This window comes from Leyella stercorea, assembly GCF_021531655.1.
In genome coordinates, this window is sequence record NZ_JADYUF010000013.1 from 26,918 (window position 1) to 41,928 (window position 15,011).

Sequence of the window (15,011 nt, forward strand, 5' to 3'; positions counted from 1 at the left end):
TTAAAGGGTAACAATACTAATAATTAACGCTATACAAAAATGAATTCTGCCGATCTTTTCCTGTGGATTCTCAACAACCTCAACTATTGGGTTGTGACGCTATTTATGGCTATAGAGAGTTCGTTCATTCCATTCCCGTCTGAAGTTATTGTGCCACCGGCTGCATGGAAATCCATGGACCCAGACAGCGGAATGACCTTCATACTGGTGATTGTATTCGCTACTGTAGGCGCCAACATTGGAGCACTCATCAACTACTATCTCGCCAAATGGCTCGGACGACCCATTATATACCGCTTTGCCGACAGTCGTATAGGCCATATGTGCCTCATCGACCGCGAGAAGGTGGAGAAGTCAGAAGCCTTCTTCCGCGAACATGGAGCTGCGTCTACATTCTTCGGCCGTCTGGTTCCTGCCGTGCGACAGCTCATCAGTATTCCTGCCGGACTCTCGGGCATGCCTATTGGCAAGTTCCTCACATACACCACACTCGGTGCAGGATGCTGGAACACGGTGCTCGCTCTTATCGGTTGGGGAATATACAAGTATACCAACTACAAGACAACGCAAGATGTCTATCTGCAAGCCGTGAAATACAGCCACGAAATAGGATATGTATTGCTGGGTCTTGCAGCGATTGTTATAGCATTCCTGGTATACAAAGGAATGAAAAGAAAATAATAAAGGAATAAAAGGAAGTTATAATTGTAGGAGGCTATGGCGTCCCCGCCATAGCCTGAGCAGCCAGAATGTACTTCCTTGTAATTAATTATATACACAAAAACAACAATAACAACATTGTAAATGCACATTAGTAAATGTGAAAACAATGTTGTTATTGTTGTTTTTTATTGTCTATTTATTGTTTTGGGGATGTCTATTTGTTTCCCTATTTATCCAGCACTTGATACTTGCTGACCTGCGATTTGTATTCAGGCACAATCTCCTTCATCTTCTTTACTATCGCCATGTCGTCGTGGGTGTACGATATCTGGAGCAATTCGTCTTCATTCTTCTTGGCTTCTTCATAATCGTACTCATGCACTTTGGCAACCATAATCTTGCGGTTCTGCGTAGGGATAGTGTTCTCCTTGGTCGAAAGCAGCTCCTCATAGAGCTTTTCGCCGTCGCGAAGTCCAGTGAACTTAATCTCAATATTCTTGGCTCCAGAGAGCGAAATCATTCGTCTTGCCAGGTCAACAATCTTCACCGGCTTGCCCATATCGAACACAAATATCTCGCCTCCCTTGCCCATTGTGCCTGCCTCAAGCACCAGCTTACAAGCCTCAGGGATGAGCATGAAGTAGCGTATTATGTCGGGATGGGTCACAGTAACGGGTCCACCCTTGCGTATAAGTTCCTTGAATATAGGTATAACCGAACCGTTCGAACCGAGCACATTGCCAAAACGGGTTGTAACAAACTGTGTCACACCCTTCACTCTACCATCAACAATAGCCTTATTGAGCGACTGGCAGTAAATCTCGCAGATACGCTTTGAACATCCCATTACGTTTGTAGGATTTACAGCCTTGTCGGTTGAAATCATCACAAACTTCTTGGTGCCGTACTTCACGGCAAGGTCGGCGATGATACGAGTGCCGTTCACGTTGTTGCGCACAGCCATTGCAGGATTGTCTTCCATCATCGGCACATGCTTGTAAGCCGCTGCATGGAACACGTATTCGGGACGATGATCTGCGAATATCTTCTCCATGAAAGCCTTGTCGGTGATGCTTCCAACTATAGTCTCGTTCTTGACATCGGCAAACTGACGAGCCATAGTCAAGCGTACAGAGTGCATAGGAGTTTCAGCCTGGTCGATAAGGGTGAGTTCGGCAGGCTTGTAAACAGCCACCTGGCGCACCATTTCCGAACCAATTGAGCCTGCCGCACCTGTAATGAGCACGCGCTTGCCCTTAAGCATAGCTCCAATGGCATTCATGTCTACCTCTATCTTGTCACGAGGCAGCAAGTCTTCGATTTCAATCTCATGCAGCTGGTTGAACGAAAGGTCTGATTTTCCGTCCCATTCTTCGGCTGCCGTCATCATCATTATCTTTATACCAGCCTGCACGAATTCGTCAACCATCTGCTGATTGTTGCGGAAATCATCCGACTTAAGAGGCGAAACAAACAGCACCTTAACGTGCAATGCCTTCATAATACCGGCTATTCCCTTCTGATTAAGAAATACTTTTTTGCCGAGAAGATAGGTCTTTCGCATATCGTCGCCGTCGCTTATGAAAGCCTGAAGCATATAAGGCTGGTCCTTCATAAGCATGATGCTGTTGGCAAGACTTACACCTCCGTTCTGCGTTCCATATATTGCAACGGGCAAAGCTTTGTCCGATTTGAACACATCGAACATTGCACGAACGAACATTCGTTCCACCCACATCAACATTGAAGCACAAACAAACATCACGGTGCAGCCGAACAGTGAAGGCATAACAACGTTTTCAACATCAAACGCATCAAGAACTGCACCCAAAACGTACGACATGCAGACACCTACGAATGATGCCATGCCTACTCGTTCGAGGTCGACAAGCGACGAATAACGCAATATTCCGGAATAAGTATGAAACAAACGGAAAGCCACAGCGAATAGCAGCACGCATAAAATATTGCCTGCCGTGATGCTCCAAAAATGCTGAGCAAATTCCAATCCACCATGTTCAAGATAGCCACTAACGTATCCCGCGAAGAACACTATTAAACAATCTAAGAACAACACTCCCCAATAAGGAAGCGACTTGCTGGAGAAATACCAGTTTGATAATTTACAAAAGAATTTCATAATGACCTTTCCGTATGTTCCTTTTATATTAAGGACTATAATCCGCACATAATAAGCGGACACTCCTTATACCTTTATATATGTTTGACCTCAGATTAATCAAATTGCAAAAACAGTATTTTACACTTTTGTTTGCAAAGATAGTACAAATAACCCGAATACAACAAATATAACAATAAGATTCTAATATTTACCCCCCAATTGGAGAAGAAAACTAACTTTTGGAACAATAAGATGACATGTATCAACGTTTTCTTCCTATTCCAGCCAGAATATATACGCCAGACTTACACAGCTTATGCTCACCCAAAGCAAAATTCCCTGAACAAGAGGACGCAATCCGACGCTACGTAATGTCTCACGAGTGAGCGAAGCTCCGATGAAGAACAACGAAAGCGTGATGAGATGCTTCGCCAACTTGTTGACTGCACCACTAAATTGCGCACCCATTGCAGCCGTACCGTCGCCTAACAGCGAAGCATTACTGAGGATATAGGTGTTGAAAAGTATTGCAACAATAAACCAGATGATGAATCGCGGCACACTGTTATACCACGGTTTCGACTGTCCATCAGCTGTATTTGCAAGCGACTTGCGGAAGAAGAAGGGTGTGACAAGGGCAAGCACTACTATCCACAAGGCTCGTGTGAGCTTGATAGTTGTAGCCACTTCCAATGCACTTACACCCTGCGAAGCCACCAATTCGGGGTACATCTGGTCGTAAGCGGCTCCTGCGCCAACCACCGATGAGGTGTCGTGGATGGCAATGGCAGACCACATGCCAAACTGTTTCATTGTCATTGACAACGCATCGCCTATAACAGGAAACACAAACAGAGCTATGGCATTGAGAATAAACACTACGCCCAGTGCCACAGACATGCTTTCGGAACGTGCCTTTATTATCGGGCCGACAGCAGCGATTGCCGAACCGCCGCATATTGCGGTTCCCGACGAAAGCAGATAGCTGGTGTGTGAGTCGACACCAAGAAGTTTACGACCTATCAACCAACCAAGTGCAAGAGTGCCAAACACGCTGACGATGGTGAACACCATACCCTCGCTGCCCGATGCCAGTGCCTTGTCGACGTTCATGCCGAAGCCCAATCCGATGACAGAGTATTGCAACAGCTTCTTCGACATTGTCTTGTTGAAGTCGGGAAACGCCTTGCCAAACAGCATTGCAAACGCAAAACCTACAGCCAAAGCAACTGGCGACGACACCCAACCTGCCACCCAAGCAGCCGGTCCCAAGTCGATGCCGAACACTTCAACGGCAAATCCCAACAGCAGCGACACTCCCAGTAAAACTACAATCAATATATAGCAGAGTTCCTTTTTATTCATAGTGAAATCAATAAATAATTAACTGAACTTTCGCAAAGTACAATAATTCAGAAGTTAAAGAAGTTAAGGAGTTAAGCCTAATGCTCTTCATGCCATAAATTAAGCAAAAAAAACAATGGCTTGACACCTTAGCGACCATAGGACGCGAAAAACTCTTAGCTTCTTAACTACCTCAGCTTGCGAAACTAAAAAAAATCAATTGCTGATAAAGCGTACACAAACTAAGACGCCCCTGCAAAGGCAAAAGCGAAACATTTTGGCGCTTTACCCTTCCAGGACGTTATGCATTAATTGCCCCACACACCACCAACGGTGGTCTGGATATGGTTTATAGGGGATTCAATCCCTATCGAAATACGACTAAAAACAATCGCATCAACATTAATCTTCATCAGCCTGCTCCTCAAGCGTATACTTGCTTGAGCCGTCGAAACAGTGTGTACACACCTGACACTTGGGCAATCCGATAGCCTTGATAAGCTGCTTGATGGTGTTGAACTTCAGCGTGGTCAGTCCCAACTGACGACGTATCTCGTCCACCATCTTGGTGTACTGCGGTGAGTCGGTGGTTGCATATTTGTCGAGATCCTTATTGGCATCTCCCTCAAACTTCTCGATAATGCGACGTGTGATAAGCTCCATATCGCTCTTGGCAGATGTGAAATTGATGAACGGACAGCCGTAAACCAGAGGCGGACAAGCTATACGCATATGGAATTCCTTAAGTCCTGCATCAAACAAACCCTTCACATTGTCGCGCAACTGAGTGCCACGTACGATAGAGTCGTCGCAGAACAGCACGCGCTTGCCATTGATCATAGCCTTGTTAGGTATGAGTTTCATCTTGGCAACAAGCGAACGCATAGCCTGATTTGACGGTGTGAACGAGCGCGGCCATGTCGGAGTATACTTGGCAATGCAGCGCTGATAAGGCACGCCTTTGCCTGCAGCATAACCCATAGCCATACCTGTGCCCGAGTCGGGAATGCCCGAACAGCAGTCCACCTCAACATCGTCGGTCTTAGCAAGATTGAAACCGTTGCTGAAACGAGCCTCCTCCACGTTCTTGCCCTCGTATGTTGAGGTCGGGAAACCATAGTAAACCCACAGGAACGAGCAAACCTGCATCTTCTTGTTAGGCTTGCGTATCTGTGTCATGCTATCGGCTTTAAGCTCAATAATCTCACCCGGTGCGATATTATAAACAGTTTCGAAATCAAGATTCGGGAATGAAGTAGACTCACTCGAAGCTGCGTAAGCATCCTCCTTCTTACCTATTATTAATGGAGTGCGTCCCCATGCGTCGCGGGCGCAGATAAGCGAGTCTTCCTTAAGAATCATCATGGTGCAAGAGCCCTTGATGTTATGGTATACGTTCTCTATACCTTCCTTGAACGTTTTGCCTTGAATAAGCAGCAAGGCTATAAGTTCAGTTGGGTTGGTAGCACTTTGCGACAATTCGGCAAAATGCATGTTCTTCTCAAGCAGTTGTTTGGTCAGCTCCTCGATATTTACAATCTTTGCCACAGTGCAGATTGCAAATCGTCCGAGATGCGAGTTTATCACAAGTGGTTGCGCATCGGTGTCGCTGATTACACCAATACCCGCAGTACTTCCCTCGAATCGGTCGAGCGTCGATTCGAACTTGGAGCGGAAATACGAATTCTCCAGATTGTGGATGGAGCGGACGAATCCTTTCTCCTTACTGTACATCGCCAAACCGCCACGTCGCGTTCCGAGATGTGAATTGTAGTCAGTTCCATAGAAAACGTCTGTCACACAGCTTTTCTTGGAAATGGTGCCGAATATGCCTCCCATAAAATTTCAGATGTGTTTTATAAAAGATTTGTGTTGCAAAGTTAATGATATTTGATGAAAAAATATACATTTACATCAAAGTTTATTTGCAGAAAACAATATTCAGCGGTCTGTAATGAGTATTTTGAAGTGTATAGTTGAGAATTTAAAAATATAGTTGCTAAAAAAGGAGGCTATAGAGTCCTCGCCGTAGCCTGCGCAAGTTTCTATGTTATTGTATTGTAGTTTGCGCTGGTTACTGGTGTGGATGCCGTAGCCTCCTATTGAGTGCATATCATCAATTAGATGATGCTGTTCTTCTTTGTCCACTCCACGATTTCGGGAATGTATCCGAAGGCGAGACCGGTAACGGTGTCGGCGCAGCCATAATATACAGCTATCCGACCTGTCTCGGGGTCGTGTACTTCGGCGCAGGGGAAGCAAACGTTAGGTACATCGCCCATACACTCGTAGGGAGTCTGCGGAGAGATGAGGTAAGGACCCGAACGATGGGTTGCCTTCCAGGGCTGTTCGAGGTCGAGCAGAGCCGAACCGAATGCGTAAACGTAGCCGTTGCATGAGCGGAGTACGCCGTGATAGAACAGCAGCCAGCCCTCAGATGTCTTAACGGGCACCGGACCTGCACCGATCTTCATGCACTGCCATGCTGACAACTCGAATGCTGCAGGAGCCATAACGTGGCGATGGCGTCCCCAGAACTCCATGTCGGGCGACTCGCTGTAGAAGATGTCACCAAACGGAGTGTGACCTGTGTCGCTCGGACGCGACAACATTGCGAAGCGGCCGTTGATTTTCTCAGGGAAGAGCACACCGTTGCGGTTGTAGGGAAGGAATGCGTTTTCGAGCTGATGGAATGTCTTGAAGTCCTTAGTCCAAGCCACACCGATTGTAGGACCATGATAACCATTGCACCATGTCACATAGTAGCGGTCCTCGATGAAGCACACGCGCGGGTCGTAGCCGTACACCCACTCGCCAATCTCCTTGTTGTCGCACTCGAAGCGCAGCGGTTCCTCGTTAATGTTCCAGTTGACTCCGTCCTTAGAGAAGCCAACGTGCAGCACCATACGGCGGTTGGTGTCGTCGCAACGGAAAACTCCTGCGAAGCCTTCGCCGAAAGGAACTACGGCACTATTGAATATACTGTTGCTGGTAGGCAGCAAGTCGCGCGGAATAATCGGGTTCTTCGAGCAGCGCCACAGCGGAGTGCGCTGACCTTCAGGACGCTCTTCCCAAGGCATATTGGGCAGAGGATTGCCAGAAATGATTAGTTTGCTCATTGTTTTAATTATTAAATATGTAATTATTAATGTTCAATTTGCAATGATTAATTGTGTAATTATTAATGTTCAATTATCAATGATTAATCATGTAATTATTAACGTTCAATTTGCAATGATTAATTCTATAGCCTAATTTGCACATCAATCCCCTCCCTACGGGGGAGGGGTCGGGGGTGGGGCTTTGTGGGCTTTACGGAGGTGTTATGGGGCTTTCTACTTCTTATCCGGATAAGTAAACGGCACAAACCACGTGATGAGGAATGCCGGGATGGTGCAAACGAGCACGAAGATGAAGAAGTCGCGATAGCCCAACCAGTCGCTTACGTATCCGCTAAGCATGCCAGGCAGCATTACGCCGAGATTCATGATGCCCGACGCGAAGGCATAGTGTGCCATCTGATGCTTGCCCGGTGCAATCTGCTGCATCATGAAAAGCGTCAAGCCGACGAATCCGAATCCGTAGCCGAAGTACTCCAGCACGATACCGCCACCGATGAGCCAGAGACTTTCGGGCTGATAAATGGCAAGCAGAGTATAGGCGATAAACGGAAGGTTGAACACGCAGCAGAGCGAAAACAGTGACTTCTGCAGTCCGCGATGAGCCACATAATAGCCGGCAAGAATACTGCCGATGACGAAGGCTGCGGCTCCGAACGTGCCGTAGCACAATCCTATCTGCTCCTCCGAGAGTCCCAATCCCTGATTGGCGCGGTCGGCCTTGAGGAACAGCGGAACTATCTTCATTACAAATCCTTCGGCAAAGCGATAGAGGATGATGAACAATATATAATATATAATGTGGCGCTTGCGGAAGAGGTCGACGAAAACGTTGCCCAGCTCCACCATTGTCTCCTTCAGTCCAGGGCGTTCGGTAGAAGTGTCGCGACGGTCGGCAGGCACAAACTTGGCGTTGTACAATCCCAGCAACACCATTATTACGCCTATGACAGCCATGATAACAGTCCATGCCATGACCGTTCCCTGACGCTTGGCAACGGCAGCTGCGGCTGCATCGAGCGTACTTACATCGCCCGTGAAGTGCTTTATGAGCACACCGGCAAGCATAACGAGTCCGCCCGTGGCAGCAATCTTGGCGATATTATAGAATGCGCCCTGCCATCCGATGTAGCGCGCCTGGTCGTCCTTTGAGAGCGAAGCCATGTACACACCGTCGGCAGCCACGTCGTGAGTGGCACCACTCAGTGCTATCACAGAGAGCAATGCGATACAAACGGCAAAGAAGTCGGGCAGATGCAGAGCCAGCGCTATGAGTCCGAAGATGCATCCTGTAGCTATCTGGGTGACTATGACGAAGAACTTCTTGGTCTTGTACATTTCGAGAAGCGGACTCCAAAGCGGTTTCAGCGTCCAAGGAAACATGATGATTGATGTCCAAAGTGCTATTTGGGCATCGCTCACGTCAAGACCCTTGAACATAAGTACGCACACCATGTTGAGCACCACAAAGGGCATACCCATGGCAAAATAGAGCGTAGGCACCCATGAAATGGGACTACGACCGTTAGTTTTGTTAGGTTCCATTCGGTTAATTCGGTTTTATTATTGTTTTAAAATTGTCGTAATATGATGTTAGATTGTACAAAATTACCGAAAAAAAACGAAACACATACATTTTTCACACACTTTAGTAATGCTGCGTCTCGTTTTTCTTTAGCATTATTGCTCCACTCCCTCGCGGCGCACCAGTTCGTCGTAAGTGCGGTCCATCTCGTCGGTCATGGCCGTGAACATCTGCTGCGTATGGCATACCTTGAGGAAGAGTGTGCCCAAGTCGGAAGCATCGGCATCGTCCACACCAACCGCCTCATCGTTGAGCAGTACGTTCATAGCGTCGAGCATGATTCGGAACAGAGTGGCCTGTCGCAGCTGCACCTTGCCCTTGGCGTTCTGTCGCATGCCTCGTGCGTAGGCAAACATCACCACGCGTACAGTCAGTTCGACGGCTCTTTCCGCAGCCAATGTAGCCTCAGCGTCGCCGCCTCGGGTGTATGCTGCAAGATGGTCGGCATTGGATGCCATGCGTCCCGACAACAGATTGCCGAAGTTGCGCTTGTATTCGCTCACCATTGCCTCGTACATTGCGTCGTCGCCGCAAGCCGTACGCACCAGTGCCATCATATCGTCGCCTCGCTGCTGCGCCTCACGCACCACACGCTCTATGTCGGAGTACTCATAGTTCATTGCCGCAAGCGGAAAGAACATCGTGTCCATGAATACTGGCGCAATGTGCTCATAGTGGTCGAGCATCATCTGCTTCACAGCCTTTGGCATGTGTCTGTCGGCAGGCGTACCGCTCTTGTCGGCAGCATTGTTGTCGATAATGCCCGACGAGAAAGCGTCGAAAAACGAGCGCACCAGCGTTGCCAGCACCTTATATTTATTCACCTTCATAAGCAGCCGTTATTTCCATTACATACACGTCATGCAATCCGCCCTTGGCGCCATACCACTGCTCTATGCTCTTGTCTATCATCTCCTCGGGGCGAATCTGTGTCTTGTACAGCTTGCGGCACTGGAGTGTGAGTCGTGCCTCGCCGAAGGTGATGTGTCCGTCGGGTGTGGCTACGGGTGTGAGTGCGCATTCTGAAGCCTTGTCATGGTCGCGTCCCGACTTCGATCCGCAGAAGGCGTAGGCCTTGCGAGCCTCCTCCGAGTTGCCGAGGAACACCAGACTGACGTTGTCGCCCTGCTCTATCAGTTCGTGGGTGTAGCGTTCGGGACGAATGAACATCACGGCTACGGGCTTGTTCCACAGCCATCCCAGGCATCCCCACGATGCTGTCATCATATTAAACTTGTCCTTGGTGCCCGCCGTAACGAGCATCCACTCCTTGCCGATTGTTGTAAACACATTGTCGGTCAACTCCGAAACTTCTATCTTTTTCATAATCTAAAGCTTTTGTTTTTTTATTCCAACAAAATTACACAAAAAGCAGAAAACGACCAAACCATATGGTAAAAAAGAGTCCATCCGGAAATGGAGTGATAATAATTATTTATTATTATAATGTAACAAGTTTACATAGTAGCGGAGGTCTCCGGCCTCCGTAGCAATCAATGATACAAATACTATTATTAGTAATGATGATTTGTATTCGACTTGGTAATGCGGAGGCCAGAGACCTCCGCTACTTATAGGTTCATAATTGAATCACTCCAAATTACGAATGAACCCCAAAAGAGAATAACCTTATAGGGTTTCTCCCCTATCATTTAGGGATTTCCACTACGATTGATTAATGTCTTATTTATAACTTTGCATAAGATAAGCTGCCTTATCACAAATACGAACATATATAAACAATAAAAATATGGATATGAAAAGATTAGCTTTCATCATGGCTGCCCTAATCCTGGCTCTTATGCCGGCTTCGGCACAACACTATCGCGACAGCAGATACTACAACAAACAGACCGGACGACTCGACTACGGCTACAATCATCACGGCTACGGCGTGCCCTACTACGGTCTGCGCATCGGTCCGTCGTTCTCGTATGTCAACTCTGACGACGAACGTCTCGACGGCGGCAACTGGCAGACGGGCCTCAACGTGGGCGTAGTGGCAGGCATTCCGCTCACCGACACAGCGCCCCTGTATCTTGAGACGGGACTGTCGTATATAGAAAAGGGTGGCAAGAAGGATTTGCCCGACGGCAAGAAGATGACCTACGACTTGAACTATCTGGAGATTCCGGCGGTTGTAAAATACAAGTACGAGGTGGACGACCACTTCTCGTTGCAACCCTTCATGGGCGGATACTTTGCTGTGGGCGTAGGCGGAAAGATAAAGAACTTTGCCGAGCGCGAGGCTGAAAGCTCGTTCGACAGCAACAACTTCCGCCGTCTGGACGGCGGTCTGCGCATAGGTTGCGGCATCGGTTACGACATGTTCTACGCCGACCTGACCTACGACATCGGACTTGCCAACATCTGCCACGACACGTTCGACCGTTCGCGCAACGGTGCCGTCATGTTCAACTTCGGAGTGAACTTCTAAACAACCATAGAAGTACTAACAAGTTAACGCACAAGCGCTTACAAGTTTCCGTAACGCAATTGCAAGCTAACGGAACAAGGTATTAAACAGGTTAAAAATATAGTTGCCAAGAAAAAGGACTCGTTTTGCATTCCAAAAGGACTCGTTTTGGAGCGCAAAAGGAGTCCTTTTGCTGTGTAAAAGGAGCCCTTTTGAAGGGCAAAAGGGGTCCTTTTGGAATATGGTATATTTAGTGTTGGAATGAGGAATATTGAGCGTGGAAGATTAAGATTATAATGTTTTGAAAATCTACCCGTTGCCAACACTATAAACAGCACTCACCTACCGATGGTTGGCAATGCAAACCGTAGGAGGCTATGGCGTCCCCGCCATAGCCTGCGCAGCCTGTTGACACATATTATCAATTAGAAACTTTGAGCGGGTTGACTGCTCAGGTTATGGCGAGGACGCCATAACCTCCTACGATTAAGTATTCATTAAACTATTGTATTGTTCCAAATTTCGGAAGAACCACAACCATTTCCTCGGCAGAGAATAATTATTCCCTCGCGAGGAAAATCTTGCAGCATCGCGAGAAAACTGAATTTCCAAATCTTATATAACGAAAAAAGGACAGCACTTCAATCGTGAAGTACTGTCCTTGTGTTGTTTTGAGCCTCTTGTCGGATTCGAACCAACGACCCCGAGATTACAAATCACGTGCTCTGGCCAACTGAGCTAAAGAGGCGGGTGGGCAAGCTACTTACATCGCGCCGCTACAACCAACTACCTTTGCTACGTTCCCGTCCTGGAGGATTCGAAGGGAGCTGGCCGTGTAAGACTTACCCGTCTTTTCAAAAGCGAGTGCAAAGGTAAGGCTTTTTATTGACAATGCAAATTTTCAGACACAAAAAACTCCCTATTTAACATTTCTTTCGAACCTTATTATGTCAAAAAATGCTTATATGACAGGTATTCGGAAAAAAAGTAGTAAGTTTGCAACAGTTTTATAAAACACATACATTATTTTAATGATTAAAATAGAAGAATTCATGCAACTTAAGGCTTTCGCCCGTGTGGATGCACTCTTGCTCACCCTGCTATGGACCGTGAGCTTCGCATGCGTCACAATGATCGGGGCGGGAACCATGGGCAATCTCCTTGCAATGGCTACACCTTTCTTTATAGGATGGCGCACATGCCTGTTTCGCAACAACGTTCTGAACGGCAGAATATCGCTTAGACGAGCCTATGCATACAGTCTGTACAACTTCGTGTACGCATCATTGGCTTTTGCGCTGGTGCAGTTCGTGTACTTCAGATTCATTGACAACGGCGGTTTTGTCGGTCTGCTTACCGACACGATGAAGGCAATGGCACCGGTTTACGAGCAAAACGGCATAAGCCGTGCCGAACTGAACCAGAACGTCGACATGCTGGCACAGCTCACTCCGATACAATGGTCGTTCGTGTTCATGCTACAGAACTTCTTCCTCGGAGCACTGGCAAGTCTGCCTATAGCTATTGTGTGCCGCAGAAAATAATAGAAACTATACATAATAAAATCGAACAAACAAACAACAGACTATGGATATAACAGTCGTAATTCCACTATACAACGAGGACGAATCGCTCCCCGAACTGTACGCATGGATCGAACGCGTGATGAACAGCAACAACTTCACCTACGAGGTGATATTCGTCAACGACGGTTCGACCGACCACTCATGGGACGTAATCGAGCAACTGGCACGCGACCACGAAGAGGTGAAGGGCATCAAGTTCCGCCGCAACTACGGCAAGAGCCCGGCTCTGTTCTGCGGATTCAAGGCAGCGCAGGGCGACGTTGTGATAACAATGGACGCCGACCTGCAGGACTCGCCCGACGAGATTCCGGGACTCTACCACATGATTATGGACGAAGGCTACGACCTCGTGTCGGGATATAAGCAGAACCGCAAGCAAGGCGACCCTCTCTCGAAGACCATTCCGACAAAGCTCTTCAACGCTACGGCACGCAAGGTGAGCGGCATACACAATCTGCACGACTTCAACTGCGGACTTAAGGCATACCGCAAGGAGGTGGTAAAGAACATCGAGGTGTATGGCGAGATGCACCGCTACATACCCTATCTGGCAAAGAATGCCGGATTCGACAAGATTGGCGAGAAGCCTGTACACCATCAGGCACGCAAGTTCGGCAAGTCGAAATTTATGGGATGGAACCGTTTCTTCAACGGCTATCTCGACCTCATCACGCTGTGGTTTCTCTCAAGCTTCGGACGCAAGCCTATGCATGTGTTCGGATTTCTGGGCACGCTGATGTTCTTCATCGGATTCCTGGCTGTAGTAGCTCTGGGCGCTGACAAGCTGTGGTGTCTGTCAAACGGTATTCCGCAACGACTCATCACCGACTCGCCCTACTTCTTCATAGCCCTCACGATGATGATGATAGGCACACAGATGTTCCTGGCCGGATTCATCGGCGACCTCGTGAGCCGCTCGTCGCAAAACCGCAACGACTATCAGATAGAGAAGACGCTGAAATGCGAGGAATAACCAACAACGCATACCGGCGACAGAAACAACAAACAGAACAATGCGAAACAAGATAACGAAAATCGTAGCTGCAACAGCCGTGGCAATGTCGGCAGTGGCATGTTCGTCAATAGACTGTCCGCTCAACAACCGCACCTATATGTCGCTGAAGCTTACCGGCAACGAGGCGGTGCTTGAGGACACGCTCACCATAGCAGCCGAACGCACCCCCGACAACCCCGACGAGGACACGGTGCTCATCAACCGACAGACCGGACTGGACAGTCTGACCATACCTATGAGCTACTCGCGCACAGAGGATGTCTACTTCCTGACACTCGTACAGAAAGACACCCGGCTGAAGACAGTAGACACAGTATGGGTGAGCAAGCAGAACGAGAAACATTTTGAGTCGGTAGACTGCAGTCCGGCTATGTTTCACGACATCGAAGGCGTACGGTTCACACAGCACGCCATCGAAGACATAAAGGTAAATTATAATAAGGTGACATACAATGACCCAAAGGCGCATCTACTCATATATTTCAAGAACAGCAATAATTAGTTTGCTGCTACTGCTCGCCACTACGGCTACGGCACGCAAGAAGCCTACAGCCAAGAGCAAGACCGACACTACCGTCAAGGCCGACTCAATACCATTGCTGCGAGGCGTTGCCGTGTCTGCCGACATGATAGGCCTGGCAGAAACCATACTGGGCAGTCACGGACAGTATGAGGCACAACTGCGTGTCAACCTTAAGGACAAGTTCTTCCCCGTAGTGGAGGTGGGATACGGCACAGCCGATGCCGACGAAGTGACAACCGGGCTGAAATACAAAACCTCGGCACCCTATGCACGTGTGGGAATGGACTTCAACATAGCGCGCAACAAGCACGACGACTACCGCATATACGTAGGAGCACGCTACGCCATGACCTACTATAAGTATGACGTGAATGCCGAAGGACTGAAGGATCCGGTATGGGGTGACAACGTGGAGTTCAGCGCCCAGGGCGTGAAGGCCAACTGCCACTGGATGGAAGCGGTGTTCGGCGTGGACGCCAAGATATGGGGACCGCTCCGACTGGGATGGTCGGCACGATGGCGCAGACGACTGGCTCACGACAACGGAGAGCTGGGCAACGCATGGTATGTGCCGGGATTTGGCAAGCAGGGGTCGTCGAAGCTGGCAGGCACGTTCAACGTGACTGTCGAGTTCTAAA

13 protein-coding genes, 1 tRNA gene and 1 other RNA gene are annotated in these 15,011 nt (G+C 48.3%); 6 read left to right on the forward strand and 9 right to left on the reverse strand.

Translation table 11 applies throughout. From position 1 onward, the window contains the following. The first annotated feature begins 39 nt into the window (after positions 1-39). The gene (locus I6E49_RS05340; RefSeq protein WP_235400875.1) at positions 40-681 is read left to right on the forward strand and encodes a DedA family protein; all 642 of its coding nucleotides are present in this window, start codon (positions 40-42) and stop codon (positions 679-681) included. A 208-nt stretch (positions 682-889) separates the two neighbouring features. On the opposite strand, the gene I6E49_RS05345 is transcribed toward I6E49_RS05340, so the two are convergent. From I6E49_RS05345 to I6E49_RS05375, 7 genes are all read right to left on the reverse strand, one after another. Next, entirely contained in the window at positions 890-2,803 is a 1,914-nt protein-coding gene (locus I6E49_RS05345) for a polysaccharide biosynthesis protein (protein ID WP_235400876.1), read from the reverse strand. Positions 2,804-3,061: 258 nt separating this feature from the next. Then, positions 3,062-4,150, reverse strand: a complete 1,089-nt coding sequence (locus tag I6E49_RS05350; protein ID WP_235400877.1) for a YeiH family protein — start codon at positions 4,148-4,150, stop codon at positions 3,062-3,064. A 381-nt stretch (positions 4,151-4,531) separates the two neighbouring features. Next, complete coding sequence (locus I6E49_RS05355) at positions 4,532-5,968, reverse strand: amidophosphoribosyltransferase (RefSeq protein WP_235400878.1); 1,437 nt, start codon at positions 5,966-5,968, stop codon at positions 4,532-4,534. A gap of 281 nt (positions 5,969-6,249) precedes the next feature. Continuing rightward, positions 6,250-7,248, reverse strand: coding sequence for a glycoside hydrolase family 130 protein (locus I6E49_RS05360; RefSeq protein WP_235400879.1), 999 nt, complete (start codon positions 7,246-7,248; stop codon positions 6,250-6,252). A gap of 216 nt (positions 7,249-7,464) precedes the next feature. Continuing rightward, positions 7,465-8,793 carry an MFS transporter gene (locus I6E49_RS05365; protein ID WP_235400880.1) on the reverse strand — a complete coding sequence of 443 codons (1,329 nt, stop codon included), beginning with the start codon at positions 8,791-8,793 and terminating at the stop codon, positions 7,465-7,467. 135 nt (positions 8,794-8,928) lie between these two features. Further along, complete coding sequence (locus I6E49_RS05370) at positions 8,929-9,663, reverse strand: hypothetical protein (RefSeq protein ID WP_235400881.1); 735 nt, start codon at positions 9,661-9,663, stop codon at positions 8,929-8,931. After that, the gene (locus I6E49_RS05375; RefSeq protein WP_235400883.1) at positions 9,650-10,159 is read right to left on the reverse strand and encodes a flavin reductase; all 510 of its coding nucleotides are present in this window, start codon (positions 10,157-10,159) and stop codon (positions 9,650-9,652) included. The genes I6E49_RS05370 and I6E49_RS05375 overlap by 14 nt, the downstream gene beginning before the upstream one ends. Positions 10,160-10,589: 430 nt before the next feature. On the opposite strand from I6E49_RS05375, the gene I6E49_RS05380 reads away from it, so the two are divergent. Further along, positions 10,590-11,270, forward strand: coding sequence for a porin family protein (locus I6E49_RS05380; protein WP_235400885.1), 681 nt, complete (start codon positions 10,590-10,592; stop codon positions 11,268-11,270). A gap of 653 nt (positions 11,271-11,923) precedes the next feature. On the opposite strand, the gene I6E49_RS05385 is transcribed toward I6E49_RS05380, so the two are convergent. Together I6E49_RS05385 and ffs are read right to left on the reverse strand one after the other, a co-directional pair. Then, a tRNA-Thr gene (locus I6E49_RS05385) sits at positions 11,924-11,997 on the reverse strand. Between the two features lies 1 nt (position 11,998). Continuing rightward, an RNA gene (gene ffs, locus I6E49_RS05390) (signal recognition particle sRNA small type) lies at positions 11,999-12,097 on the reverse strand. Positions 12,098-12,280: 183 nt separating this feature from the next. Between ffs and I6E49_RS05395 the strand changes: the two genes are divergently transcribed. Genes I6E49_RS05395 through I6E49_RS05410 form a run of 4 tightly spaced genes read left to right on the forward strand, consistent with a single transcriptional unit; the run spans position 12,281 to position 15,010 of the window. After that, positions 12,281-12,793 carry a DUF4199 domain-containing protein gene (locus tag I6E49_RS05395; protein WP_235400887.1) on the forward strand — a complete coding sequence of 171 codons (513 nt, stop codon included), beginning with the start codon at positions 12,281-12,283 and terminating at the stop codon, positions 12,791-12,793. A 43-nt stretch (positions 12,794-12,836) separates the two neighbouring features. Continuing rightward, complete coding sequence (locus I6E49_RS05400; RefSeq protein WP_235400888.1) at positions 12,837-13,808, forward strand: glycosyltransferase family 2 protein; 972 nt, start codon at positions 12,837-12,839, stop codon at positions 13,806-13,808. A gap of 40 nt (positions 13,809-13,848) precedes the next feature. Beyond that, entirely contained in the window at positions 13,849-14,352 is a 504-nt protein-coding gene (locus tag I6E49_RS05405) for a DUF6452 family protein (RefSeq protein ID WP_235400889.1), read from the forward strand. 1 nt (position 14,353) lies between these two features. Beyond that, positions 14,354-15,010, forward strand: a complete 657-nt coding sequence (locus tag I6E49_RS05410; RefSeq protein ID WP_308231939.1) for a DUF6048 family protein — start codon at positions 14,354-14,356, stop codon at positions 15,008-15,010. Position 15,011: the final 1 nt, after the last annotated feature.

Bases quoted from the DNA above. Each gene is read 5' to 3' on its own strand.
- I6E49_RS05375 (WP_235400883.1), bottom strand. From the start codon at position 10,159: ATGAAAAAGATAGAAGTTTCGGAGTTGACCGACAATGTGTTTACAACA.
- I6E49_RS05395 (WP_235400887.1), top strand. From the start codon at position 12,281: ATGATTAAAATAGAAGAATTCATGCAACTTAAGGCTTTCGCCCGTGTG.
- I6E49_RS05380 (WP_235400885.1), top strand. From the start codon at position 10,590: ATGAAAAGATTAGCTTTCATCATGGCTGCCCTAATCCTGGCTCTTATG.
- I6E49_RS05400 (WP_235400888.1), top strand. From the start codon at position 12,837: ATGGATATAACAGTCGTAATTCCACTATACAACGAGGACGAATCGCTC.
- I6E49_RS05340 (WP_235400875.1), top strand. From the start codon at position 40: ATGAATTCTGCCGATCTTTTCCTGTGGATTCTCAACAACCTCAACTAT.
- I6E49_RS05405 (WP_235400889.1), top strand. From the start codon at position 13,849: ATGCGAAACAAGATAACGAAAATCGTAGCTGCAACAGCCGTGGCAATG.
- I6E49_RS05345 (WP_235400876.1), bottom strand. From the start codon at position 2,803: ATGAAATTCTTTTGTAAATTATCAAACTGGTATTTCTCCAGCAAGTCG.
- I6E49_RS05370 (WP_235400881.1), bottom strand. From the start codon at position 9,663: ATGAAGGTGAATAAATATAAGGTGCTGGCAACGCTGGTGCGCTCGTTT.
- I6E49_RS05360 (WP_235400879.1), bottom strand. From the start codon at position 7,248: ATGAGCAAACTAATCATTTCTGGCAATCCTCTGCCCAATATGCCTTGG.
- I6E49_RS05350 (WP_235400877.1), bottom strand. From the start codon at position 4,150: ATGAATAAAAAGGAACTCTGCTATATATTGATTGTAGTTTTACTGGGA.
- I6E49_RS05365 (WP_235400880.1), bottom strand. From the start codon at position 8,793: ATGGAACCTAACAAAACTAACGGTCGTAGTCCCATTTCATGGGTGCCT.
- I6E49_RS05355 (WP_235400878.1), bottom strand. From the start codon at position 5,968: ATGGGAGGCATATTCGGCACCATTTCCAAGAAAAGCTGTGTGACAGAC.